Genomic DNA, 24,437 nt, shown 5'->3' with positions numbered 1-24,437 from the left:
ACCTTTCCCCACTTACTTTAAGAATTCTTTGGCCAGGACGGCACACCATGCCTCGCCGCGCGCGCCTTGTGGCGCAAGGTGCAACGAGCGTCCGCCCGCTTGCGGGCTTATGGTAATGGTCAGGTCAGGCTTTGGCAAAACGCCCGCACCTTTATCTGGCCACTCGAACAGGCACAAGGCGTCGCCTTCGAAGTAATCGCGAATACCCAGGTACTCGAGTTCTTCCGGATCGACCAGGCGATACAGGTCGAAGTGAAAGGCTCGGATGTCGCCAATCTCATAAGGTTCAACCACGGTGAAGGTCGGGCTCTTGACCGGCCCGGCATGGCCCAGCCCGCGGATCAGACCGCGCGACAGCGTGGTCTTGCCCGCGCCCAGGTCACCTTCGAGAAAAATCACGCCATGCCCGCCAGTCACCTGGGCGAGCTGGGCGCCAAACACTTCAGTGGCCGATTCGTCGGCCAGAAACAGGGTCAACACGCACAATGCTCCTCAAGTAACTCTCTTATGACCGGTACCAGATCGCTGGCGGCCAGCCCTCTTCCCCCGCGCCCCAGGCGCTCGCCGGCGCGGGCATGCAGCCAGACGCCAAGGCACGCCGCCTGCCACGCTTGCAGGCCTTGGGCCAGCAACGCGGCCAGCACGCCTGTCAGCACATCGCCCAGCCCGGCACCTGCCATCGCCGGGTGGCCACGCTCGCACAGCGCCAGGCGCCCATCGGGGCCTGCTATCAGCGTGCCTGCCCCCTTGAGCACACAGACACTTGCGTAACGCCGTGCCAGTTTGCGCGCAGCGCCCGGGCGGTCAGCCTGCACGGCCTCGGTAGAGATGCCCAGCAGGCGCGCAGCCTCACCCGGATGCGGGGTCAGCACGCTGCCGCCAGGCACGCTTAGCGGGGCGCCGGCCAGCAGGTTGAGCGCATCGGCATCCCACACCTGCGCAACGTGCGCACCGGCCACGGCCGACAGCAGGCTGCGCCCCCATGCCGCCTGGCCAAGGCCGGGCCCGACCACTACGACGCTGGCCTGCGCCAGCACGCCCAGCAACTGGTTGGCCGAACTGACGCCAAGCCACATGGTTTCAGGCAGCCCGGCCAGGCCCGCGCCCACATGCTCGGGCCGCGTAGCCACGCTGACCAGCCCGGCGCCACAGCGCAGCGCCGCCTGCGCACTGAGCATCACCGCCCCGCCCGTGCCCAGGTCGCCGCCGACCACCAGCACATGGCCAAAATCGCCTTTGTGGGCATCCAACGGGCGCGGCGCAAGGCCCGCCAAGGCCAGGCGATCGAGGGCTTGCGGCGCATTGGCCAGGTGTTTGGTCTGAGGCATGGGGTCAAAGGCTCCGATGTCTGGCAGAATTATACGCACCTCTCCCTGTAATGCTTGCCCCTTCCAATGTCCGTGACTCATCCAGACCCCGCCGCGCTGGCCCAATCGATCAAGGATTGGGGCCAGGAACTCGGTTTTGCCCATGTCGGCATCGCCGGGGTCGACCTTGGCGAACATGAACAGCACCTGCAGCGCTGGCTCGAGGCCGGGTATAACGGCGAGATGGAGTACATGGGCGAGCACGGCAGCAAGCGCTCGCACCCCGACCAGTTGATACCGGGCACCGTACGGGTGATTTCGCTGCGCATGGACTACCTGCCCGGCGACACCGAGATGGCCAAGCGCCTGGCCGAGCCGGAAAAAGCCTATATCGCCCGCTACGCGCTGGGCCGCGATTACCACAAGCTGGTGCGCAAACGGGTGCAGCACTTTGCTGACCGCATTCAGCAGGCCATTGGCCCATTCGGCTACCGCGCCTTCGTCGATAGCGCCCCGGTGCTGGAAAAGGCCCTGGCGCAGGAAGCCGGGCTGGGCTGGATCGGCAAGAATACCCTGCTGCTCAACCGCAAGGCCGGCAGTTACTTCTTCCTGGCCGAGCTGTTTGTCGACCTGCCGCTGCCGATTGACGGCGTCCAGGGCAGCGACCACTGCGGCCGCTGCCAGGCCTGCCTGGATATCTGCCCAACCCAGGCCTTCGTCGGCCCTTACCAGCTCGATGCGCGGCGCTGCATCTCGTACCTGACCATCGAGCTGCGCCACGCCATCCCGGTGGAATTGCGCCCACTGATCGGCAACCGCGTGTTCGGCTGTGACGACTGCCAGCTGGTATGCCCGTGGAACCGCTTCGCCAAGACCACCACCGAAGATGACTTCATGCCCCGCCGTGGGCTGGACAACATCGAGCTGGCCGAGTTGTTCGGCTGGGATGAAAAGCGTTTTCTGGCACGTACCGAGGGTTCACCGTTACGCCGCGCTGGCTACGAACGGTTTTCGCGCAACCTTGCGGTCGGGCTGGGCAATGCGCCATCGACCATACCGGTGATCGAAGCACTGAAGGCGCGCCAGGACGACCCGTCGGAGCTGGTGCGCGAGCATGTGCAGTGGGCGCTGGCCCAGCACGGGGTTGCTTGAGCCTGTTACGGCCTCATCGCAGGCTGGCGCCAGCTCCCATAGAACAAACGCTAACTAACTGATTTTAATGGAAACGTGGGAGCGGGCTTGCTCGGAATGCCGAACCACCGCGATGGATGGCACCGGCTACGCCGGTATCGCGGGTCAAGCCCGCTCCCACGGTGCCCAGTTCTCTGCGCGACAGCGCAGCCCGGAAGGGCTGGGTGATCTCCCACAGTGACCGCGCCAGCTGCAACATGGGTGTCTGGCTCAATTCCTGTGGGAGCTGGCGCTAGCCTGCGATGGGCTGCAGCGCAGCCCCGGCGATGTCACTGCTGGTCGTTGTAGTGGAACTTGGGCATTTCCCAATGAAAGCGAATTGCCAACAAACGCACCAGAAAACCACCAAACAGGGTCAGCAGCATGGCCTGCTCCGCTGGCACCTTGAAGTACACGCAGCCCAGGTAGAACCAAGCCGCCGCAAACGACACACTGGCATACAGCTCACGGCGGAACACCAGCGGAATATCGTTGCAGAAGATATCCCGCAGGATGCCGCCGAACACACCTGTGATCACCCCGCTGATCGAGGCCACCAGCATGCCCTGCCCCATTTCCAGCGCGGTCATGCAGCCGATCAGGGTGAAGGCCACCAGCCCTAGCGCATCGAGCACCAGAAACAGCGAGCGCAAGTGGCGCATCAAGGGCGCGATGAAAATAGTCAACAGCGCCGCCAGGCTGGTCAGCACCAGGTATTCGGGGTGTTTGACCCAGGTCAGCGGGTAATGGCCCAGCAGCACATCACGCACCGAGCCGCCGCCTAGCGCGGTCACACAGGCGATCAGCACCACACCAAACCAGTCCATGCCACGGCGCCCCGCAGACAGCGCGCCGGTCATCGCCTCAGCAGTGATGGCGATGAGGTAAAGCATCAACAACATGTTTCGAGCCCAGAAAAGAAATGAAAAGCTGCAAGCTGTAGGCAAAAGCCCATGGCCCGGTAACATCACCCGGCCCCAAGGACGCTGCCGACCCGCTGCGGCTTGCGGCTTACACCTTGATGAAGTGCTCGCGGTAGTGGCGCAGTTCTGCGATCGACTCGCGAATGTCGTCCAGGGCCAGGTGGGTGCCGCCCTTCTGGAAGCTGTCACGCACCTCTGGCGCCCAGCGCGCGGCGAGCTCCTTGAGGGTCGAAACGTCCAGGTTGCGGTAGTGGAAGTAGTTTTCCAGCGCACGCATGTGGCGATAAAGGAAGCGACGGTCCTGGCAGATGCTGTTGCCGCAGATCGGCGACTTGCCTTTGGGCACCCACTGCTCAAGGAATGCGATGGTCTGCGCCTCGGCCTCGGCCATGCTGACCTTGCTCTCGCGCACACGCTGGGTCAGGCCCGAGTTGCCGTGGGTGCGGGTATTCCACTCATCCATGAGCGCCAGCACTTCGTCGCTGTGATGGATGGCGATCACCGGGCCTTCGGCCAAGGTGTTCAGTTGGCTGTCGGTGACGATGGTAGCCATCTCGATGATGACATCGTGATCAGGGTCCAGACCGGTCATTTCCAGATCGATCCAGATCAGGTTCTGTGGGTTTTGCATGAAGGGCTCCTCGGATAGGCCGCCATAGTAGCCTAGCGCGGCTGGCGATGGGCGCACCGTGCTAGACTGCGAACCGTTTTCCTATTGCATGCCGACACGGAACCTTCATGGCCAAACGCCAGCTCAACCGCCGCCAGAACTGGCGCATCGAAAAGATCCAAGGTGAACGCGCCGCCCGCGCCGCCAAACGCGAGCAGCACGCGCTGCAGGAGCTTGAAGGCGGCGATCTGGGGCCTGAGCAGTTGGGCCTGGTCATCGCCCACTTTGGCGTTCAGGTAGAAGTCGAAGCACAGGACGGCGACGTCGCCGGCCAGGTATTCCGCTGCCACCTGCGGGCCAACCTCCCTGCATTGGTCACAGGCGACCGCGTGGTGTGGCGTGCCGGCAACCAGGGTATCGGCGTGATCGTGGCGCAGATGCCACGCACCACCGAGCTGTGCCGGCCAAACAACCATGGGCAGCTCAAACCGGTCGCCTCCAACGTTGACTTGATCGTCATCGTCTTCGCTCCGGCGCCCGAGCCGCACCCCAACCTGATCGACCGCTACCTGGTAGCCGCCGAGCACGCCGGCATTCGCCCGCTGCTGCTGCTGAACAAGGCCGACCTGATCAACGACGACAACGCGCCAGTGCTCAACGCCATGCTTGAGGTGTACCGCGGCCTCGGCTACCCGCTGCTGGAAGTGTCGGCGCACCACGGTGACGGCATGCAACGCCTGCAGCAGGCGCTCGATGGGCACATCAGCGTGTTCGTAGGGCAGTCGGGGGTGGGCAAGTCGTCGCTGGTCAACAGCCTGCTGCCGGACGCCGGCACCCGCGTTGGCGACTTGTCGGAATGGTCGGGCCAGGGTACCCACACCACCACCACCGCGCGGCTGTATCACTTCCCCAACGGCGGCGACCTGATCGACTCACCGGGTATCCGCGAGTTCGGCCTGGGGCATGTCAGCCGTGATGACGTCGAGGACGGCTTCATCGAGTTCCGCGAGCTGATCGGCAACTGCCGCTTCCGCGACTGCAAGCACGACCGCGAACCTGGCTGCGCACTGCTCAAGGGCCTTGAAGAAGGCCGGGTAACCCAGCAGCGCATGAACAGCTACCGCTCGATCATCGCCAGCCTGCCGCAGGATAGCTACTAGCCGTTGTCGTTGGAGCGGTCATGAAAAGGGCCGCATCAGCGTAATACTGCTCACTTGAGATCGCCGGGGCCGCTTTGCGGCCCATCGCGGCACAAGGCCGCTCCTACAGAAGACCGTAGTCCCAGGCAGGAGCGGCCTTGTGTCGCGATGGGCTGCACGGCAGCCCCGAGTGAACAGCATCACCGCATCAGCGGCCCTTCTCAGTTACTGCTCTTTGGCATCGTCCATCTTCAACACACCATCTTCGAAGATGTTCAGCTTCTGCCGAAGCTCACGCGGCTGCATCGGTGCACCGGCATCGCCAGGTGTCGCCGCGCCAGGTGTAGCACCCGCCGGCGGTGTAGCGGACGGAGCCTCTGGCGTACCCTGCTCGCCTTCGATGTCGCGCTGGGCCTTTTTGGTCAGCACGATGATATCGATACGGCGGTTGACCGGGTTGAACGGGTTCTTGCGGTCAAACAGCGACGACGACGCATACCCCACCACCCGCGCCACCTGCCCGTCCGGGTAGCCACCGGCCACCAGGGCGCGGCGCGCAGCGTTGGCGCGGTTGGCCGACAATTCCCAGTTGCCGAAATCACCCATCCCGGCAAACGGCTTGGCATCGGTGTGGCCACTGACACTGATCTTGTTCGGCACCGCCTTGATGGTGTCGGCCATGGCCAGCAAAATGTCTTCGAAATACGGCTGCAGTCGCGCGCTGCCGATGTCGAACATCGGCCGGTTCTCGGCATCCATGATCTGGATGCGCAGGCCGTCCTGGGTAATCTCGAACAGGATCTGGTCCTTGAACTTCTGCAGTTGCGGGTTCTCTTCGACCTTGTTCTGCAGCTCTTGCAACAGCAGTTCGAGGCGCTCGCGCTCAACCTGCTCGGCCAGGGTCTCGACCTTGTCCTTGTCCAGCTGCAGGCTGGTGTCAGGGGTAGGTTCGGATTTGACTTCCGGGTTGATGGTCTTTTCGGGTGCCAGCTCCGGCGTACCGCCCAGGTCGATGATGTAGGGCGTGCCGCTTTCGGAGAAGCCGATCGGGTCCTTGAAGTAGCCGGCGATGGCCAGCTTCTGCTCGGGGGTGGCGGTCGACAGCAGCCACAGTACAAGGAAAAACGCCATCATCGCCGTCGCGAAGTCGGCGAAGGCGATTTTCCAGGCACCGCCATGGTGCCCGCCACCGAAGCGCTTGACGCGCTTGATGATTATCGGCTGGTTGTTTTCCATGACTCAGCGACCGCGAACTGCTTGTTCCAGCTCGGCAAAGCTCGGACGGTGCTTGGGGTACAGCACCTTGCGCCCGAATTCCACGGCCAGCGACGGCGGCATGCCCGAGGCCGAAGCCACCAGCGACGCCTTGATCGATTCGTACAGGTTCACTTCTTCCTTGGCATCGTGCTCCAGGCACTTGGCCAGCGGGCCGAAGAAGCCATAGGCCGCCAGAATACCGAAGAAGGTACCCACCAACGCCGCACCGACGTGCAGCCCGATGGACGCCTGATCGCCGTCACCCAGCGAAGCCATGGTCACCACGATACCCAGTACTGCCGCGACGATACCGAAGCCGGGCATGCCGTCGGCGATGCCGTTGACCGCATGGGATGGGTGCTCGAGCTCTTCCTTCAGGCTCAGCAGTTCCATGTCGAACAGGCCTTCGAGCTCGTGGGGCGCCATGTTGCCGGTGGACATGATGCGCAGGTAGTCGCAGATATACGCGGTCATGCGCTCATCGCCCAGTACCGCTGGGTACTTGGCGAAGATCGGGCTGGACGAGGCGTCTTCGATGTCGCCCTCGATGGCCATCATGCCCTCGCGGCGACTCTTGTTGAGAATTTCGTACACCAGGCCCAGCACCTCAAGGTAGAAGGTGTGGGTGAAGCGGCTGCCGAACATCTTCAGCGACTTCTTGAGCACGTGCATGGTCATCCAACCAGGGTTGGCCTGGAGGAACGCGCCAAGCGCCGCGCCACCGATGATCAGCACTTCAAATGGCTGAATCAGTGCAGCGATCTTGCCGTGGGAAAGCACGTACCCGCCGAGCACGCTCGCGAATACGACGATGATGCCGATAATCTTAGCCATAGGTTCAAAGCACTTGCTGTCGTGGTCAGGGTCGGGGACGGGAGCTTTAAAACTCTTCTTCTACTTATCGGCAGAACTGCGCCAGACTATAGCCACTCCAAGCGAAAAGCCAGTTCGGACTGATGTCAAAATGCCAATTGAAACCAAGGTACCAACTCGCGTCCCTTCAAGTCTTGAGGCTTGGGTAAAGCTGCTCGACGGGGTGCGCATACCCATCCCCAAAGAGAGCCATGACCGCGTCCTGCAGGCAATCAACGACAGCCGCCGGTCGATGCGCGAGATCGCCGACCTGATGCAGGACAGCCCGGCCCTGGCGCTGTGCGTGATGCGCGAGGCCAATCACCCGGCCAACGCCAGCCAGGCCGCGCCCGCCGAAAGCCTCGAAGTGGCACTCACCCGCCTGGGCCTGAGCCGCGCCAGCGAGCTGTTGGCCCGCCTGCCGGCGGTGCCCGGCGATGACATCCCGCCCGTGCTGCGCCAGTTTCTGTTGATCAGCCAGCATGCCACCCAGCAGGCCAACGGCTTGTTCGGTGCGCGCCTGGCGCGCCTGTGGCAAGACATCCATTGGGGCAGCCTGCTGTTTTTGTCACCGATGTGGGCCATGGCCCTGGCCTACCCCAAGCTGCTCGATGCGTGGGAGCTGCGGGTTATCCACAAGAGCGAGGATGCTGCCGAGGTCGAGCACGAGCTGTTCGGCGTACGCCTGATGCCGCTGTGCCAAGCCGTTGCCGAGCACTGGCGGCTGCCGGGCTGGGTGACCCAGGGCTACCACCTGCTGCTCGAAGAACGCGAATTGCTGGCCCAGGTGCTGAACATCGCCCGTGAGCCCGACCCGCTGGTGCAGCAGCACCGCCTTGACGAAGAGCCGGCGCTGCGGCGCTGGTTCAACCAGCCGCCCAACACCGTGCTGCTGGCCAACGGCCTGGCGCTGGCCGCCCAGGTGGGCTGGGACAACCCGCACCTGCTGCGCTGGCAGTTGCTGACCGCGCTGTACCTGCAGACCTCGCTGGACGACGTCCAGCAGCAGGTTCACCAGCAGGCCGCCGCCAGTGCCCGCCATCATGCCCGCCACGCGCTGTTCCACCCGGCCGAGGCGTTGATCTGGCCCTGGCACCAGCGCCGCCCGCACCCGGACATGCTCACCCCGCCACCGCCCAAAACCGAAGACCTCGCCCGCTGGCGCGCGCTGTGCCAAGAGCTGCTGAGCCAGCCGACGTCGTTCAGCAACACCGTGCACCTGGCCAGCCATGCCCGCGAAGCGCTGCAAGCATGCGGCATGGAGCGGGTGATGCTGCTGAGCCTGGACAAGGCCTGCGACTACCTGCGCGTGCAGCAAATCGCCGGGCTGCCTGCCGAGGCCAGCACCATGGCGTTGCCGGTGGGCCAGAACAAACTGCTGAAAAAGCTCATGGCCCAGGCCGGCCAGCTGCGCCTGACCCCAGACAACCACGCGCAATTCTCGGCCTTGCTGCCGGCGCCGCTGCGCGCGTTCTTCCGTGGCGAGCACCTGCTGTTGCGCTCGCTGGCAGTGAACAACCAGGTGCTGATGCTGGCAGTGGCCGACCAAGGCGGCAAACCGCTGGCCGATGTCGGTGTGCAGGCGTTTGGTAAAACCGCGCAATGCATCGAGCGTGCCCTGGCAGTGTTTGCCAGTCGCAATGCGTGAGCCTTGCGCTACAATCGCCTCTCTTTGCACCCCGGAGACCGTGGATGACTGACTTTTCCGGCTTGCCCCTGGTGATCGAAGCGGCTGAGCTGCTACCGCGCCTTGGCTCGCAGCAGCTGATTCTGGTCGACCTGAGCAGCGCCAACCGCTATGTCAGCGGGCATATCCCCGGGGCGCGCTTTGTCGAAGGCAAGCGCACGCAACTCGGCCAGCCGCCAGCCCCGGGCCTGCTGCCGGCCCAGGCTGACCTTGAAAAACTGTTCAGCGAACTCGGCCACCGTGACGATGCCGTCTATGTGGTGTACGACGACGAAGGCGGCGGTTGGGCCGGGCGCTTCATCTGGCTGCTCGATGTCATCGGCCACACCCGCTACCACTACCTGAACGGCGGTATTCAGGCCTGGCCTGCCGACCTGTTGTCCACCGACGTGCCTGCGCCTGGCAATACTCCCGTGCGCTTGCAGCTCCACAGCGAGCCAACTGCCACCCGTGAATACCTGCAAAGCCGCCTGGGCGCCGATGACCTGGTCATCTGGGATGCCCGCGGCCCACAGGAATTCAACGGCGAGAAGGTGCTTGCCGCCAAAGGCGGGCACATCCCCGGCGCGATCAATTTCGAATGGACCGCCGGCATGGACCTCAACGACCACCTGCGCATCCGCAAGGACATCGCCCAAGTGCTCGAACAACTGGGCATCACCCCTGACAAAGAGGTGATCACCCATTGCCAGACCCACCGCCGCTCCGGCTTCACCTACCTGGTGGCCAAAGCCCTCGGCTACCCACGTATCAAGGCCTATGCCGGTTCGTGGAGCGAATGGGGCAACCACCCGGACACGCCTGTAGAAGTTTAAGGAACCCGCATGAAATCCCGTCTGTTCATCATCAGCCAGCACCTGTTGCCGCACCACCTGCTGTCGCGGTTGGCCGGCTGCGTTGCCGAGTGCCGCGCGCGCTGGTTCAAGAATGCCTTTACGGCCTGGTTCGCCAAGCGCTACCAGGTCAACATGTCCGAGGCACTGGTCGAAGACCTAAGCGCCTACGAGCACTTCAACGCCTTCTTTACTCGCGCCCTCAAACCAGGCGCACGCCCGCTGGACGAAACCCCGGGCGCTATTGTTTGCCCCGCAGACGGCGCGGTAAGCCAGCTGGGCCCTATCGAGCACGGCCGTATTTTCCAGGCCAAAGGCCATAGCTTCAGCGCGCTGGAGCTGCTCGGCGGCGACCCGGCGCTGGCAGCGCCGTTCATGGGCGGCGAGTTCGCGACCATCTACCTGTCGCCGAAAGACTACCACCGCGTACACATGCCGCTGGCAGGCACCCTGCGCGAAATGGTCTATGTGCCGGGCCGGCTGTTCTCGGTCAACCAGACTACTGCCGAAAACGTGCCGGAGCTGTTCGCCCGCAACGAGCGTGTGGTATGCCTGTTCGATACCGAGCGCGGGCCAATGGCTGTGGTGCTGGTCGGCGCGATGATCGTCGCCTCCATCGAGACCGTCTGGGCTGGCCTGGTCACGCCCCCCAAGCGTGAGCTGAAGACCTTCCGCTACGACGACGCCAGCCGTGCGCCTATCCACCTGGAAAAAGGCGCTGAACTGGGGCGCTTCAAGCTGGGTTCTACCGCGATCGTGCTGTTCGGACCAGAGCAGGTGAAGTGGGCGCAGAACCTGGGCGCAGCGTCGGCTGTTCGCATGGGTGAGTTGCTGGCAGTGCCTGCACAGGCCTGATTGCCGCGCTATAAAAAAGGCCCTGCGTATGCAGGGCCTTTTTTATTGGGGCCGCTTTGCGGCCCATCGCGGGGCAAGCCCGCTCCCACGCCGGGTTTTGGGGGGCACAGTCATGTGCAGGCCAGGACAGGGTGGTACAAACCAGGGAATCTACCCCCAAAGCAGCGTTCATGCACCCTGTAGGAGCGGCCTTGTGCCGCGAAAGGGCTGCACAGCAGCCCCGCTGTTTCAGCTCAACCGCGGGCTTCGCGGTCACGCACGCCCAGCAGATACAGCACACCATCCAGGCCCAAGGTCGAAATCGCCTGCCTGGCCGACTGGCGCACCAGCGGCTTGGCACGGAAGGCCACGCCCAGCCCGGCCAGCGCCAGCATCGGCAAATCGTTGGCGCCATCGCCTACGGCAATGGTCTGCTCCAACTGCAAACCTTCCTGGCTAGCCAACTGCTGCAGCAGCTCGGCCTTGCGCTGGGCGTCGACAATTGGCTCGACCGCAACGCCCGTCACCTTGCCATCGACCACTTCGAGCTCGTTGGCGAACACATAGTCGATACCCAGGCGCGCCTGCACCTGCTTGGCAAAGTAGGTAAAGCCGCCGGACAGGATTGCCGTCTTGTAACCCAGGCGCTTGAGCTCGGCGAACAGGTGCTCGGCACCTTCGGTCAGGCGCAGCGAAGCGCCAATCTGGTCCAGCACGCCGACGTCCAGGCCTTTGAGCAGCGCCATGCGTTCCTTGAAGCTGGCACGGAAATCCAGCTCGCCGCGCATCGCCCGCTCGGTGATGGCCGCAACTTGCTCGCCAACACCGGCTGCCTTGGCCAGCTCGTCGATCACTTCAGCCTCGATCAGCGTCGAGTCCATGTCGAACACCGCCAGACGGCGGTTGCGGCGGAACAGGTCGTCGCGCTGGAAGGCAATGTCGATGTTCAGCTCATCGGACAGCGCAAAGAACGCCGCGCGCAGGGCCTGGGCATCGCTCGGCTCGCCGCGCACGGAAATTTCCAGCGCGGCCTTGCTCTTGTCCTGCTCGGCATCCAGCAGTACACGCGCCGAAAGGCGCTCGATGCGCTCGATGGTCAGGCCGTACTGGCTGATCACCGCACTCACCCGCTGCAGTTGCTCGGGGGTGATCTTGCGGCTCAGCAGGGTAACGACCTGGCGCGCATCGCCCTGGCTGTCGGCCCAATGCTGGTAGTCAGCCTCGGAAACCGGCGTGTAGCGGGCCTGCAAATTGAGTTCGTGGGCCTTGGATTGCACGCTGTGCAACAGCGCCGTGGCCACTTCGTTGTCGGGGATGTCGACCAGAATGCCGAACGACAACGTGCCGTGCATGACCGCAAGGCCGATGTCGAGAATGTTCACACCGCCCTGGAGCAGGACGCCGGTGATGGCAGCGGTCAGACCCGGACGGTCTTCACCAGTGATGTTGATCAGGACGATTTCGCGCAAGACCGGGCTCCGACTTCGATGAAAAATGCGCATTCTACTCACTTTCAGTGCCAGACGGGCGCCATCGATACTTTGCCGACAAAACTCCGGTCGCTATACTGCGCAGCAACTTTCTCGCCATAAAGAGCCGCGCTCTGTGAACCGGCCCACGCCAGTCAAAAACGAAAACTTCTTCCTGATGATCTATCGAGCCCTGAGCCAACGGCGAATCCCGCTGGCTTTGCGCATTGCCAGCCATAACATCTTCCTGGTGGCCTTGGCCTTGGTGATCTATGCCTGCGTAATGGGTTTGCAGTTCAAACAGGCCATGCACGAGCAGGCCGACGCCGTCGGGCAGAGCCTGACCACGCAGACCGCCACCTCGGCCACCGAGCTGTTGGTGTCCAACGACATCCTCAGCCTCAACGTGCTGCTGGGCAACCTGGTGAAGAACCCGCTGGTGGCCCACGCCGCCATCTACAGCGTCGACAACCGCATCCTCGCCGAGGCCGGCCAGCGCCCGCGCAACACCCTGTTGGGCGAAGCCGAGGGCCTCTACCAGACCAAGATCACCTTCCAGGACGTGACCGCTGGTCAGTTGCGCATCAGCCTGGACATGAGCCAGTTTCAGCAGCCGATGCTGATCAGCCTGCAAAGCATGGGCATCCTTGCGGCCATCCTGCTGGCATTGGCATTGACCCTGAGCCTGCGCCTGGGGCGGTTCATTTCCACCCCGCTGCTGCAGTTGCGCGTCTGGCTGCGCGACCCGCATCCGTATACGCCGGCCATCGATCGCCAGGACGAAATCGGCGACCTGGCCCGCCAACTGCACGCCCGCCTGGCACCGCCGCCGCCGCCAGAGCCCGAAGATGAGGACGAGGACGACGACGATTACGACGACGCCCCGGCACTCGTCAAAACTGCTCCGCGCGCCAAAGCGGCCGTAGCGCCAGCTGATGAGCACGACGACGACGCCTTCGCCGGCCTGATGGACGACGAAACCGCACCCGCCAAACCGGTCGCCATCGAGTCTGACGAGCCGCAGAGCAGCGCCATCCTGGCCGTGCAACTGGGTTCGCAGGAACAACTGCGGCGCCTGCCTCGCACCCGTCTGACCGAGCTGCTGGAGCGTTATCGCGACTGCCTCGACCAGGCGGCGTCGCTCTATGAAGGCGAAGTGCATACGCTGAACGACGGCAGCACACTGGTGCTGTTCCACAGCCGTGACAGCGGCGAGGACTACCTGACCAACGCCGTGTGCTGTGGTGAGTTGTTGCGTGCCTTGGGCCATGCCCTGCAAATCGAGGTAGCCGACAGTGGCATCACCTTGCAACTGCAACTGGGCCTGGTGCTGGCCAATGACCTGCAAGGGCTGGAACTGGTCGACGTGCTGATCACCGAGCCGGCCCAGGATGCCCTGGCGCTGTCGCAACACAGCCGTAACCTGCTGCTGGTGGAGCGCCGCATCAACGATGACGTGCTGCTGCGCCAGCGTGCACGCATTCGCCCGATCGCAAGCCCCGAGGGGGCGTGCTGTGTCGAGCGCCTGATGGAGCCCTATCCGTCGATGCTGGAGCGCCAGCTGGCACGCATGCACGAACGCCGCGACTGAGCCTTGATCAGCGGGGCCGCAGTGCGGCCCCGCCTTGGCTCAGGTGTGCATCCAGGTATGTGCGCTGCCCGGCTTGATGCTCAGGGGGCCACCCACGCGCATCGGAAACCAGTGGTCGAGCGCCTTGGCGTAGAACTCATCATACGCTTGCGAAGTGACCCACGTTCTCCAAGGCTTGATCAAGGAAAAATAGTCCGGCCGCATCGCTTTCAGCCCTTTATTGAACGCATCGGGGCCAGCCAGATCCGAGATCACCTGCATGTAGTCGTACATAGCTTTCCTGGCCTCAGCCCCCGTGTTGAGAGCGTTCTCTACTGGCCGCGGGGCCGTGGTGAAGGTTTCAGGCAACGCCTTGAACCGATCGGCAGCCTCCGATAGAAACTTTTTGAGCACAGGGTTATTGGGATGGCTGGCAAAATGCGAAGTGTTAACGCGCGCTTCGCCGTTCCACGGCATTCGGTACCTTCCCCCAACCAGTACATCATGAGGCGCTGCCAGCAGCGGTTTGGGTTCCGTGACGTCAAGCACATCATCGACATCCATGTAAATGCCGCCGTTCTCGTCAATCAGTCGCAAACGCAGGTAATCCGACGCAGCCGCATAGTTGCGCGAAGTGGCATTCGGGTTACGGAAATAGGTGTAGGCGTCACCGCCCTTGCCATCCGCCAGGAACGCCTGAAAATAGGGCTGCTCACGCAAGTTCCGCGCCTCGATGCCGACTTCTTCACACCATGCCTGATTCGCGAGCAGAGCAGCATCGTCACAGTCCAGATGCAAGATGAACTTGAACTGCGATTTACTTGTGTTGCGGACAATATTGGCTTTGAGCGAGACACCAAGCTCACTCTCACCCACCCAGATCATGTGGATGTCGTTGGCGATCGGGGCCGCGCCAACCGGCAGTTGCGGCAGGTGTGGGAAGCGATAATCACTGATATAGCTTTCCCCCGGCAGGCGGTGCCGAACCCGCGCAAAGTCCTTGGCGCTGCCGCTCCTCCAGCGTATGGCATCCTCAGGGCCATGCAGCTCACGCCAGATGTATTCCTTTCGCCTTGCGTTTAGCCAGGCCCCCGCATCGGCGTCGTAAATAACCTCCGCCCGGTAAGTCTCTCCAGACTTTGCCCTTGGGAAAAGCTTGGGATCCAGGAGAATGTCAGCCTCGTAAGCGTTCAGCTTGTCATTCCAGATCAGGTCATCCAACGCAACGCTGGTCTCGACTTTTGGCACCATGGGGGCACACTCTATGCCCTCCATGATCTCCGGCGGCAAAGACAGCTGTTCAATGACCTTCGGTGCAGGGGTGCCTCCTCTGAGGCCGTAACGCAGGTCGAGGTCCCAGTAGCCGTCTTCCATGCCATGCAGGAACGGCCCCCAGGCCACTGGCTCACCTTCCGAGCGGATCCGAAACTGCTGCTCATGCTCCAGCCATTGCACCCGATAAACCTCGGGGCGAATCCTGACATAGATCTTGCCATCGTCGATGAACGTCCCCTTGCCGGCTCCCGTTACCCGCACTGGGCGGGTGATCGCCAGCGCCTTCAACCTGTCCTTCAAGTCATCTTGCAAGGTGTCGTGCACCGGGCGCTCGACCTTGAACTCTTCAAAGCTCTCCGGCACGTCACCCACAACCCCCTCAAGCTGCGCATCAACTGCCAACTGGGTGGCATGCTCGGCCTGCGCAGCTTCCGTTGTAGCCAGCTCAGCCGCCTCCAGGCCGGCCTTGGCAGTGGTCAATTGCGATAGCTCACCGGCCAGCGGTATCGCATTAAGCAGCCCAAATGCCAGACGCTCGGCGCCTTCGACCTTCTCTTCTCGGTTGTGGGCCGTGGCCATCTCACCTGCCCCAAGCACCACCAGCCCGACCCCAAGCGCTGCGGCGACCGGGATCAACGCCGGCACCGCCAGCGCAATTGCACCGACCACATTGGCAGCCAACTCAACCCCATAGCCAGTGCGTTTGAGGTAGTAGTCTTTTTGGGTTCCGATGTCGTAATCGGCATCGCTGAACAGGCGCTTCTGCAGGAGCGATGTGAAGTGTTCGAAAGGGTCGCCAGACACGGCATCGCCCACCGAAATAGTGCTTTGCGGCGTCCAATGCCCGGTGCTGTCGTTCAGACGCCGAGGATGCGCTGCCAAACCGGCCAGGGCGGTGTCAACGCCGCTGGAGAAGAAGCCATCCTTGCGGTCCTTGCTGCTGAAGTGGCTGGCCAAAGAGGCACGTTTGCGCTCATCCCGGCATTGCAGGGTGAACCAGTCACGCAGCTCCTGCAGATTACTGAAACCGTGTAATGGCGAAGAGTTACCAGGTATGTACAGCACCCGGTGATCATTGCCCGGTTCAGCGAACACCATGATATCGGTGGATGCATAGCCGTAGATTTTCAACGGCGAGAGGGTTCGAGTGGTGGAAGGCAGATTGTCGGCGAAATAACGGAAAGAGGTATTTTCCCAACTGATCTTGGGGCTGAGCATCAAGCTCTTGAGCACCAGGGCGGCGTGTTCGCTATCGAGGGACTGCTCCTCGCGCTGCAGCAGGGCTGCGCGCACCAGGTTGCCTTTGAGCAGGAGCGGATAATTCTCGCGGTGTTCGCTCCAGAAGTGGCGCAGGTATTCCAGGTAGTGGCCCTGCAGCTTGGCATCCCAGATATGAGTGCGCAATTTTGCCGGTTCCAACCCTACTTGGGTCTCGGCGCCGTAGGTTTGCGGCGTCGTGCGCCGATACACGGCGTCGTACGCCTCGCAGTCAGCCAAGTCAGCATGTTCGATCTTGACGAGTTCTGACACCTCATAACCTTCGGCACGCCACGCCTTGGGGTGCCCCAGATGGTCGGTGAGGCTGCCGCTACCCTCCTGCTGCCAGTTGGCGATCATGGCTTGGGTCAGGGTCATCGAATGGGCGAGCTGAGCGCGCCAGGGCCCTTCTTGCTCATCGACTAAATGCAGGTACAGGGTGGCCAGAATCAGATTATCGGGGTCATCACTGAGCCCATTTTCGTCCAGATATCCGCGTAAACGGGCCGCCGCGAAATCATGGGGCGTCTGCACCACGACATGCTCACGGTCAAAGCCTTGTTTGATGGATAGCAGGATGTCCTCATCCTGTTCCGGAGCCGCGGGCACCAATGAAACCAAGTGATGCCGCCCAACTTCGAAGGACGCATCCGGTTGGGTCGCAGCTTCGGGGGCAAAGGGCTCGTTAGGTGCGGGGTATTGGGGGAAACGAGGTCGATAGCTCATATTCGGGCGCCGGCGGGTAAGTGAGCGCCAACCGTAGCGCCACGCGCCGCTTGAGCTGCGGTACATGACTATTTCATGGCCTGAATAATCGACACAAAAAAGCCCGCATCTCTGCGGGCTGTTTCAGGCGCATGGGTCAGAAGCGGAAGACTTCCATATCGGTGCGGATCGGCGAGGCCATGGGGATCTTTGGCTTCTCCGGCTCTTTTTTAACCTGTACCGGCGCGGCCTGCCGGCGCGGTGTTTCTTCGGCAATGGCCGGCTGGTTGGCCAGCGGCTTGACCGTGGCGCTGAGCTGCTCGGCGAGTTTTTGCAACAATTGGCCCTGGGCCTGAACCTGCGCCGACTCACTGCCCTCGTGGGGCTGTTCGAGGTGCACGATGCGGTTGTCACGCACCCGGCCACGACGGTCCAGCACACGCCACTGCGCATCCAGGATTGCCGGTTGATTCTTGCCCGAGTCCAGGCGGGTAATGCTCAGCAGCACCTGTACATCCGGGGTAAAGCCGGCGCTGGCCGGTGCCAGCACCACGCGCTGGCTGTCCAGGCGCCAGGCGAGCTGGCGCACCAGCAACTGGTCGATATCCGACGAAAGGCTACCGGCCCAACGACCGTTGGTCGCTGCGGTCAGGCTGCCATCGGCCTGGCGTTGCAAAAAGGTTTCACGTTGCAGGTAGTCGGCCACCGATACCGGGCCCACGACCACTGCCATCCCCGCTGCCTGTGAAGGCTGGCCGGGTTCACCGCTGTCGAGCTGATAAAGCGCGACCGGCTGATGCATGCTGCATCCGCTCAGGCCCAGCAGGCCTGTCATCAGCAGTGCAAATGGAAGGCGCAGAAATTTCATTCATCCCATCCAGGCGGCCGTCACAAGACTGACCGCAGTGATACTCAGGTAAATTCATCTGGGCGCTCGGCCACGCCGGCGCCGCGAGGGGGCTATCATCCGCGAAATGACCGCCCGACTCCAGCATTTCTGCCTGCAAAAGCGCCGAAAGTGGCGTTTCAGACTCGTTGCGGCATCAGGCCGGATTTTCCACCAGCAACGCATCAACGCGCTGGAAGCCACGGGGCAATTTGCTACCACGACGGCCGCGTTCACCCTTGTAGTGCTCAAGATCGTCAGGCTTGAGAGACAGGGTACGCTTGCCAGCCTGCAATACAAGGGTAGATCCCTCACTGATCACCGCAAGATCGGTGACGAACTCTTCACGGCTGGCCACTCGGTCACCCGGCACGCCGATGATCTTGTTGCCCTTGCCTTTACCCAGTTGCGGCAAGTCGGCGACCTTGAATACCAGCAGCCGGCCTTCGGTGGTGACCGCCGCCAGCCAGTCCTGCTCGCGGCTCGCAACCGGGCGTGGGGTCATGACCTTGGCACCGTTGGGCAGGCTCAACAGGCCCTTGCCGGCCTTGTTCTTGGCCTGCAAATCTTCGCCCTTGACCACGAAACCGTAGCCGGCATCGGAGGCCACCACATACAGCGCGTCGTCCTCAGGCAGCAGCACGCATTCGAAAGTGGCGCCCGGCGGCGGCGTCAGACGGCCGGTCAACGGCTCGCCCTGGCCACGTGCAGAAGGCAGGCTGTGGGCGGCCAGCGAATAGCTGCGCCCGGTTGAATCGATAAGCACGGCAAATTGGTTGGAGCGCCCCGCCGCTGCAGCCTTGAAGCCATCCCCGGCTTTATAGGAAAGCCCCGTGGCGTCGATGTCGTGGCCCTTGGCACAGCGCACCCAGCCCTTCTCCGACAACACCACCGTCACCGGCTCGGTCGGCATCAGCTCGTTTTCCGACAGGGCCTTGGCCTCGGCGCGGGCGACGATCGGCGAACGGCGGTCATCGCCATAGGTTTCGGCGTCGGCAATCAGCTCGCTGCGTACCAGTTTGCGCAGCTTGGCATCGCTGCCCAGCAAGGTGGTCAGGCGTTTCTGCTCTTTAAGCAGCTCGTCCTGCTCGCCGCGGATTTTCATTTCTTCAAGACGGGCCAACTGGCGCAGGCGGGTCTCGAGGATGTAGTCGGCCTGGGTTTCGGTCAGCTCGAAGCGGGCGATCAGCGCCTGCTTGGGGTGCTCCTCGGTGCGGATGATGTGGATCACTTCATCCAGGTTGAGGAACGCGGTGAGCAAACCATCCAACAGGTGCAGGCGGCGGTCGACCTTGTCCAGACGGTGCTGCAAACGACGACGGACGGTGCCGATACGGAACTCCAGCCACTCCAGCAGCAGGGCCCGCAGGTTCTTCAGCTGTGGGCGCCCGTCCAGGCCGATGATGTTGACGTTGACCCGGTAGGTGCTCTCAAGCTCGGTGGTGGCGAACAGATGCTGCATCAGTTCGGCGGCATCGACGCGGTTGGAGCGCGGAATGATGACGATGCGGCACGGGTTCTCGTGGTCTGACTCATCGCGCAGGTCGGCGACCATGGGCAGTTTCTTGGCCTGCATCTGCGCAGCGATCTGCTCCAGCACCTTGGCCCCGGACACTTGGTGCGGCAGCGCGGTAACGACGATGTCGCCGTCTTCGACGCGATATACCGCACGCATGCGGATCGAGCCTTTGCCGGTTTCGTAGATTTTCAGGATATCGGCACGCGGGGTGATGATTTCCGCTTCGGTCGGGTAGTCCGGGCCCTGAATGTGCTCGCACAACTGTTCAAGGGTGGCCTTGGGCTCGTCGAGCAGGCGCACACAGGCGCTGGCCACTTCACGCAGGTTGTGCGGCGGTACGTCGGTGGCCATGCCCACGGCAATGCCGGTGGTGCCGTTGAGCAGAATGTTCGGCAGGCGCGCCGGCAGCACAGCCGGTTCCTGCAAGGTGCCGTCGAAGTTCGGCACCCAGTCGGCAGTACCCTGACCTAGCTCGCTGAGCAGCACCTCGGAATAGCGCGACAGGCGCGCCTCGGTGTAACGCATGGCGGCGAATGACTTCGGATCGTCCGGCGCACCCCAGTTGCCCTGGCCGTCGACCAGGGTATAGCGGTAGCTGAACGGCTGGGCCATCAGCACCATGGCTTCATAGCAGGCCGAGTCGCCGTGGGGGTGGAACTTGCCCAGCACGTCGCCGACGGTACGCGCCGACTTCTTGTGCTTGGAATCGGCATCGAGCCCCAACTCGCTCATGGCATAGACGATGCGGCGCTGCACGGGCTTGAGGCCGTCACCGATGTGCGGCAGCGCGCGGTCCATGATCACGTACATGGAGTAGTTGAGGTAGGCCTGTTCGGTGAAGTCAGCCAGTGAACGGCGTTCGACGCCGTCTAGGCTGAGTTCCAGTGAGTCGCTCATGCGGGCCTCGTCATTTCAGGTTCTGGCGCAGCAGCATGGTGCCGCCGCGCTGGGTGAATTCAAGTTGTTTCAGTGCGCTCATGCCCAGCAGCACGGCCCGGCCATCCAGGCCTGGCACCACCACGGCGCGCACATTGCGCAGCTGGATATCGCCCAGCTGCAAGGTATCGAGGCGGGTGCGATAGCCCTCGGCACGGCCGTTGGCGGTACTGAGGGTGACCGGCGCGCCGCGGGCCAGCTCCAGTTCGCCGGCCAGCGCCTCGGGGATGGCCACGTCGGTGGCGCCGGTGTCGAGCATGAAATGCACCACCCGCCCGTTGATCGCGCCATCGGCAACGAAGTGGCCTTGGCTGTTGGCCAGCAGCCGCACCTCGATGAAGCCATCGCCCTGCTGGCTTTGCACCACGCTGTTGGGGTTTTGCTGACGCTCTTCCCATTGCCCGAAAAACCGCGTGGCGAGGAACATCGCCGCCGCCCAGGCGAGCATCATCAATACCTTGCCGGCGCGCTTGCCCGGCACCTGGCTCATGGTTTGGCACTCCAGCCGCCATCGGGCGCGGCGAAGCGCCAGACGATGGGCCGTGTTTCGCCATCGGCGCGGGTGTCGTTGTTGTTGTCGACACCAATCCAGGCGCCGTCCTGGTCGATTACCAACGCCTCGGCCAGGCCGTAGGGCGCGGCGTACTGCCGTGAAGGCAACAAGGCATCGGCGGCGAACGACCAGCAACGCTCGATTGCACCGCTGTCGGCATCACGCCGGCAAATGCGGTAAGCATTGCGCTCCAGGGTAAACAGCTTGCCGGCGAACAATGCCAGGTCGGCAAAGTCGCGCGATTGCTCACGGGCCCCCGGAAACTGCGCCGGCTGCATCTCGACCCCGGCTTCGCTGAACAGCACACAGCTCTGCCCGCAGGTCCAGACCGACTGCTGGCGCTGCACCAACACCAGGCCACGGCGCTCGCGCTCGGCGGCCAGCCACAGCCGATCACCGGCCGGATTGATGGCCAGGCCTTCGAACAGTGCATTGAAATTGAGCAACATGCCGCTGGCGCGCGCCTGGCGAACCATCGATTGGTCAATTTTCAACCAGTCAGGCTCACCCTCCACCGGTAACTGCAGCACAGCCGCATGGGCTTCGCTGACAATGTAGAGGTTGCCCGCCTGATCGCAGGTGATGCCTTCAAAGTCAAGTTCACCGCCGCGAATATACGAAGCCGCCCAACTGCGCGACTTGAGCCCCCACGGCAGGCCGGTGTCTGGCGGGATGGGCGCGATGAACTCCAGCGGCGCGGCGCGCCAGGTGGCTTCGGCCTGGTCCAGCCGGTAGATGCGGTCATCGTCACGGTCGGACACCGCCCACAGCGCACCCCGGCACTGCGCCAGCCCCGAGAGATTGCCACCGCGCATGCCGTCAACGGCATGCTCGGCGGTCAGCTTGAGCGCTGGCCAGTCAGCGGCCAGGGCCGGTAACGTGAACAGCGCCAGGCAGACCGCCAGTAGCGGACGAATCAAACCAGAACCTCGGCCAGGTTGCCTTTGGTCTCCAGCCAGTTCTTGCGATCGCCTGCGCGTTTTTTTGCCAGCAGCATGTCCATGATCTCGGTCGTGCCGGCCACGTCGTCCAGGGTCAGCTGCACCAGGCGCCGAGTGTTCGGGTCCATGGTGGTTTCGCGCAGTTGCGGCGGGTTCATTTCGCCCAGGCCCTTGAATCGGGTGACCTGCGGCTTGCCGCGTTTCTTCTCGGCCACCAGGCGGTCAAGGATGCCGTCACGCTCGGCTTCGTCCAGGGCGTAGTAGATTTCTTTGCCCAGGTCGATGCGGTACAGCGGCGGCATGGCGACGTAAACGTGCCCGGCTTCGACCAGCGAACGGAAGTGCTGGACGAACAGCGCGCACAGCAAAGTGGCGATGTGCAGGCCGTCGGAGTCGGCGTCCGCCAGGATGCACACTTTGCCGTAGCGCAGTTGCCCAAGGTCGGTGGCGCCGGGGTCAACGCCGATCGCCACGGCGATGTTGTGCACTTCCTGGCTGGCCAATACTTCGCCGCCATCGACTTCCCAGGTGTTGAGGATCTTGCCGCGCAGCGGCAGGATGGCCTGGAACTCTTTGTCCCGGGCCTGCTTGGCCGACCCACCGGCAGAGTCACCCTCGACCAGGAACAGCTCGGCGCGCATCGGGTCCTGGCCTGCGCAATCGGCCAGCTTGCCAGGCAGCGCCGGGCCTTGGGTAATGCGTTTGCGCTCGACTTTCTTGCTGGCCTTGAGGCGGCGGCCGGCGTTGCTGATAGCCAGCTCCGCCAGTTGCATGCCCAGCTCTGGGTGGGCGTTGAGCCACAGGCTGAAGGCGTCCTTGACCACGCCCGAAACGAACGCCGCCGCTTCACGCGACGACAGGCGCTCTTTGGTCTGGCCCGAGAACTGCGGCTCCTGCATTTTCATCGACAGCACGAAGCTGATGCGCTCCCATACGTCCTCGGGCGCCAGCTTGACGCCACGCGGCAGCAGGTTGCGGAACTCGCAGAACTCGCGCATGGCATCGAGCAGGCCCTGACGCAGGCCGTTGACGTGGGTGCCGCCCTGGGCGGTGGGGATCAGGTTGACGTAGCTTTCCTGGATGCTCTCGCCGCCCTCGGGCAGCCACAGCAAGGCCCAGTCGACCGCCTCCTTGTTGCCGGCAAGGCTGCCGCAGAACGGCTCGTCAGGCAGGCGCAGGTACTCACTGACCGAGTCGACCAGGTAGGAGCGCAAGCCGTCTTCGTAATGCCACTCGACCTTCTCGCCGCTGGCTTTGTCTTCGAAGCTGATCGACAGGCCCGGGCACAGCACCGCCTTGGCCTTGAGCACGTGCTTGAGGCGGCTGATGGAGAACTTCGGCGAATCGAAATACTTGGGGTCGGGACTGAAATACACGCTGGTGCCGGTGTTGCGCTTGCCCACCGTGCCGACCACTTCCAGCTCGGTGGCCTTGAAGCCATCGGCAAAGGTCATCTGGTATTCGTTGCCGTCGCGCTTGACCCGCACGCGCACCTGCGTGGACAGGGCGTTGACCACCGAAATACCCACGCCGTGCAGGCCGCCGGAGAACTGGTAGTTCTTGTTGGAGAACTTGCCGCCGGCGTGCAGCTTGGTCAGGATCAGCTCGACGCCAGATACGCCCTCTTCGGGGTGGATGTCCACCGGCATGCCACGGCCATCGTCGCTGACTTCCAGCGAGTGGTCGGCATGCAGGATGACTTGCACCGAGCGGGCGTGGCCTGCCAGGGCTTCGTCGACGCTGTTGTCGATGACTTCCTGGGCCAGGTGGTTGGGCCGGCTGGTGTCGGTGTACATGCCCGGCCGCTTGCGAACCGGGTCGAGGCCGGAGAGGACTTCGATGGCGTCTGCGTTATAGGCGCTAGCGCTGGGATTGGCCATGGGGTCTCGTCGTCAGTCTGGTGAATGCAAAAAAGCTCAAAGTACGGAAAAATCCAACGCAGCGTATTGCCCACGGGCAATACCTGCGAAGGCCAGCAACGCCGGCAACTGCTCGGCGAAGCCTTGGAAGCTGTGGTCGCCACCGGCCTGGATGCGCAGGGCACAGGCCCGGTAATAGCGCTCGGCGTGGCGATAGTCCAGTGTTTCGTCGGCGGTCTGCAACCACACTTGATAGCGCGCAGGGTCCGCAGGCGGCGGCACCTCAAGCTCAGCCAGAGCCACGACGTGGTCCTGGGTCAGTTCCCAGGTTTCGTCGGTGTAGTGGTTGCGCTGGGGGCCGAGGTAGCCGTCGAACAGCCGGTGCGGGGCGACCGCCGGGTTGATCAACAGGGCCTTGAGCCCGTGGCGCTCGGCCAGATGGGTGGCATAGTAGCCGCCAAGGGAGCTGCCGACCAGCAGCGGCGCGCCAAGCTCGGCAATGGCCGCTTCGAGTTGCTGCATGGCTTGGCGCGGGTGGTGGTGCAGCGCCGGGACGCGCAAGCGCTCAGCCAGGCCAAGCTGCTGCATGACGGCCTGAAGCTGCGACGCCTTGGTAGACAGCGGCGAGCTGTTCAAACCATGGATATACAGTATGGAACCCGACATGCTGCCCCCGGACGCAAAGACGCGCAGTGTAGCCTGTTCGAAGGGCATTGGTTCACCGGAGGGGTTTTCGTAACACACTCCTGCCTGCCTGCGCGGATCTCCCACAGAGCTCGCCCATCCCCATATCGATGCCGTCTACGCGGTCAGTGTAGGAGCGGCCTTGTGTCGCGAAAGGGCTGCGAAGCAGCC

General features: G+C 63.3%; 20 protein-coding genes. 6 read left to right on the top strand and 14 right to left on the bottom strand.

From position 1 onward, the window contains the following. Positions 1-12: 12 nt before the first annotated feature. Both tsaE and HU720_RS14160 read right to left on the bottom strand, forming a co-directional pair. Positions 13-486, bottom strand: a complete 474-nt coding sequence (gene tsaE / locus HU720_RS14165; protein ID WP_186520558.1) for a tRNA (adenosine(37)-N6)-threonylcarbamoyltransferase complex ATPase subunit type 1 TsaE — start codon at positions 484-486, stop codon at positions 13-15. Continuing rightward, positions 474-1,328, bottom strand: coding sequence for an NAD(P)H-hydrate dehydratase (locus HU720_RS14160; protein WP_186520557.1), 855 nt, complete (start codon positions 1,326-1,328; stop codon positions 474-476). The genes tsaE and HU720_RS14160 overlap by 13 nt, the downstream gene beginning before the upstream one ends. Positions 1,329-1,394: 66 nt before the next feature. Here HU720_RS14160 and queG point away from each other — a divergent pair, with 66 nt between their 5' ends. After that, a complete protein-coding gene (gene queG, locus HU720_RS14155) occupies positions 1,395-2,459 on the top strand; it encodes a tRNA epoxyqueuosine(34) reductase QueG (RefSeq protein ID WP_186520556.1) in 1,065 nt (354 codons plus the stop codon). Between the two features lie 308 nt (positions 2,460-2,767). On the opposite strand, the gene HU720_RS14150 is transcribed toward queG, so the two are convergent. Continuing rightward, on the bottom strand, positions 2,768-3,379 hold the full coding sequence (locus HU720_RS14150) for a trimeric intracellular cation channel family protein (protein WP_186520555.1): 612 nt from the start codon (positions 3,377-3,379) through the stop codon (positions 2,768-2,770). 109 nt (positions 3,380-3,488) lie between these two features. Then, positions 3,489-4,031, bottom strand: coding sequence for an oligoribonuclease (gene orn, locus HU720_RS14145; RefSeq protein ID WP_186520554.1), 543 nt, complete (start codon positions 4,029-4,031; stop codon positions 3,489-3,491). A gap of 107 nt (positions 4,032-4,138) precedes the next feature. Here orn and rsgA point away from each other — a divergent pair, with 107 nt between their 5' ends. Next, positions 4,139-5,170 (top strand): small ribosomal subunit biogenesis GTPase RsgA, encoded by a 1,032-nt coding sequence (gene rsgA, locus HU720_RS14140; protein ID WP_186520553.1) that lies wholly within the window; start codon positions 4,139-4,141, stop codon positions 5,168-5,170. 204 nt (positions 5,171-5,374) lie between these two features. On the opposite strand, the gene motB is transcribed toward rsgA, so the two are convergent. Together motB and motA are read right to left on the bottom strand one after the other, a co-directional pair. Beyond that, on the bottom strand, positions 5,375-6,385 hold the full coding sequence (gene motB / locus HU720_RS14135) for a flagellar motor protein MotB (protein WP_186520552.1): 1,011 nt from the start codon (positions 6,383-6,385) through the stop codon (positions 5,375-5,377). 3 nt (positions 6,386-6,388) lie between these two features. Continuing rightward, a complete protein-coding gene (motA, locus tag HU720_RS14130) occupies positions 6,389-7,240 on the bottom strand; it encodes a flagellar motor stator protein MotA (protein WP_186520551.1) in 852 nt (283 codons plus the stop codon). A 130-nt stretch (positions 7,241-7,370) separates the two neighbouring features. Here motA and HU720_RS14125 point away from each other — a divergent pair, with 130 nt between their 5' ends. The 3 genes from HU720_RS14125 to asd are packed head-to-tail and all read left to right on the top strand — an operon-like array spanning position 7,371 to position 10,633. Continuing rightward, a complete protein-coding gene (locus HU720_RS14125) occupies positions 7,371-8,906 on the top strand; it encodes an HDOD domain-containing protein (RefSeq protein ID WP_186520550.1) in 1,536 nt (511 codons plus the stop codon). Positions 8,907-8,950: 44 nt separating this feature from the next. Beyond that, complete coding sequence (locus HU720_RS14120; RefSeq protein WP_186520549.1) at positions 8,951-9,760, top strand: rhodanese-like domain-containing protein; 810 nt, start codon at positions 8,951-8,953, stop codon at positions 9,758-9,760. A 9-nt stretch (positions 9,761-9,769) separates the two neighbouring features. Beyond that, positions 9,770-10,633 (top strand): archaetidylserine decarboxylase, encoded by an 864-nt coding sequence (gene asd, locus HU720_RS14115; protein WP_186520548.1) that lies wholly within the window; start codon positions 9,770-9,772, stop codon positions 10,631-10,633. 233 nt (positions 10,634-10,866) lie between these two features. On the opposite strand, the gene serB is transcribed toward asd, so the two are convergent. Beyond that, positions 10,867-12,081: a phosphoserine phosphatase SerB gene (gene serB, locus HU720_RS14110; RefSeq protein WP_186520547.1), complete on the bottom strand. Its 1,215-nt coding sequence runs from the start codon at positions 12,079-12,081 to the stop codon at positions 10,867-10,869. 136 nt (positions 12,082-12,217) lie between these two features. Here serB and HU720_RS14105 point away from each other — a divergent pair, with 136 nt between their 5' ends. After that, positions 12,218-13,672, top strand: coding sequence for a histidine kinase (locus tag HU720_RS14105; protein WP_186520546.1), 1,455 nt, complete (start codon positions 12,218-12,220; stop codon positions 13,670-13,672). A 39-nt stretch (positions 13,673-13,711) separates the two neighbouring features. Here HU720_RS14105 and HU720_RS14100 read toward each other — a convergent pair whose 3' ends face one another. From HU720_RS14100 to HU720_RS14070, 7 genes are all read right to left on the bottom strand, one after another. Further along, positions 13,712-16,975 (bottom strand): DUF6543 domain-containing protein, encoded by a 3,264-nt coding sequence (locus HU720_RS14100; protein WP_186520545.1) that lies wholly within the window; start codon positions 16,973-16,975, stop codon positions 13,712-13,714. Between the two features lie 70 nt (positions 16,976-17,045). Then, complete coding sequence (locus HU720_RS14095; protein ID WP_186520544.1) at positions 17,046-17,756, bottom strand: ABC-type transport auxiliary lipoprotein family protein; 711 nt, start codon at positions 17,754-17,756, stop codon at positions 17,046-17,048. A gap of 175 nt (positions 17,757-17,931) precedes the next feature. Beyond that, positions 17,932-20,190, bottom strand: coding sequence for a DNA topoisomerase IV subunit A (parC, locus tag HU720_RS14090; protein WP_186520543.1), 2,259 nt, complete (start codon positions 20,188-20,190; stop codon positions 17,932-17,934). 10 nt (positions 20,191-20,200) lie between these two features. Next, on the bottom strand, positions 20,201-20,719 hold the full coding sequence (locus HU720_RS14085; protein ID WP_186520542.1) for a TIGR02281 family clan AA aspartic protease: 519 nt from the start codon (positions 20,717-20,719) through the stop codon (positions 20,201-20,203). Then, complete coding sequence (locus HU720_RS14080; protein ID WP_186520541.1) at positions 20,716-21,702, bottom strand: esterase-like activity of phytase family protein; 987 nt, start codon at positions 21,700-21,702, stop codon at positions 20,716-20,718. The genes HU720_RS14085 and HU720_RS14080 overlap by 4 nt, the downstream gene beginning before the upstream one ends. Then, positions 21,699-23,603, bottom strand: a complete 1,905-nt coding sequence (gene parE / locus HU720_RS14075; RefSeq protein ID WP_186520540.1) for a DNA topoisomerase IV subunit B — start codon at positions 23,601-23,603, stop codon at positions 21,699-21,701. The genes HU720_RS14080 and parE overlap by 4 nt, the downstream gene beginning before the upstream one ends. A gap of 36 nt (positions 23,604-23,639) precedes the next feature. Beyond that, the gene (locus HU720_RS14070) at positions 23,640-24,248 is read right to left on the bottom strand and encodes a YqiA/YcfP family alpha/beta fold hydrolase (protein WP_186520539.1); all 609 of its coding nucleotides are present in this window, start codon (positions 24,246-24,248) and stop codon (positions 23,640-23,642) included. Positions 24,249-24,437: the final 189 nt, after the last annotated feature.

The organism is Pseudomonas sp. SWRI51, from assembly GCF_014268825.1.
Classification (GTDB): domain Bacteria; phylum Pseudomonadota; class Gammaproteobacteria; order Pseudomonadales; family Pseudomonadaceae; genus Aquipseudomonas; species Aquipseudomonas farsensis.
Note: the sequence above shows the minus strand (reverse complement) of the source record. Positions and strands in the feature narration are given on the sequence as shown.

Coding starts and splice junctions, on each gene's coding strand:
- rsgA (WP_186520553.1), top strand. CDS start 4,139: ATGGCCAAACGCCAGCTCAACCGCCGCCAGAACTGGCGCATCGAAAAG.
- motB (WP_186520552.1), bottom strand. CDS start 6,385: ATGGAAAACAACCAGCCGATAATCATCAAGCGCGTCAAGCGCTTCGGT.
- parE (WP_186520540.1), bottom strand. CDS start 23,603: ATGGCCAATCCCAGCGCTAGCGCCTATAACGCAGACGCCATCGAAGTC.
- asd (WP_186520548.1), top strand. CDS start 9,770: ATGAAATCCCGTCTGTTCATCATCAGCCAGCACCTGTTGCCGCACCAC.
- HU720_RS14120 (WP_186520549.1), top strand. CDS start 8,951: ATGACTGACTTTTCCGGCTTGCCCCTGGTGATCGAAGCGGCTGAGCTG.
- HU720_RS14095 (WP_186520544.1), bottom strand. CDS start 17,756: ATGAAATTTCTGCGCCTTCCATTTGCACTGCTGATGACAGGCCTGCTG.
- orn (WP_186520554.1), bottom strand. CDS start 4,031: ATGCAAAACCCACAGAACCTGATCTGGATCGATCTGGAAATGACCGGT.
- HU720_RS14070 (WP_186520539.1), bottom strand. CDS start 24,248: ATGTCGGGTTCCATACTGTATATCCATGGTTTGAACAGCTCGCCGCTG.
- motA (WP_186520551.1), bottom strand. CDS start 7,240: ATGGCTAAGATTATCGGCATCATCGTCGTATTCGCGAGCGTGCTCGGC.
- HU720_RS14160 (WP_186520557.1), bottom strand. CDS start 1,328: ATGCCTCAGACCAAACACCTGGCCAATGCGCCGCAAGCCCTCGATCGC.
- HU720_RS14100 (WP_186520545.1), bottom strand. CDS start 16,975: ATGTACCGCAGCTCAAGCGGCGCGTGGCGCTACGGTTGGCGCTCACTT.
- HU720_RS14085 (WP_186520542.1), bottom strand. CDS start 20,719: ATGAGCCAGGTGCCGGGCAAGCGCGCCGGCAAGGTATTGATGATGCTC.
- HU720_RS14125 (WP_186520550.1), top strand. CDS start 7,371: ATGCCAATTGAAACCAAGGTACCAACTCGCGTCCCTTCAAGTCTTGAG.
- HU720_RS14150 (WP_186520555.1), bottom strand. CDS start 3,379: ATGTTGTTGATGCTTTACCTCATCGCCATCACTGCTGAGGCGATGACC.
- queG (WP_186520556.1), top strand. CDS start 1,395: ATGTCCGTGACTCATCCAGACCCCGCCGCGCTGGCCCAATCGATCAAG.
- parC (WP_186520543.1), bottom strand. CDS start 20,190: ATGAGCGACTCACTGGAACTCAGCCTAGACGGCGTCGAACGCCGTTCA.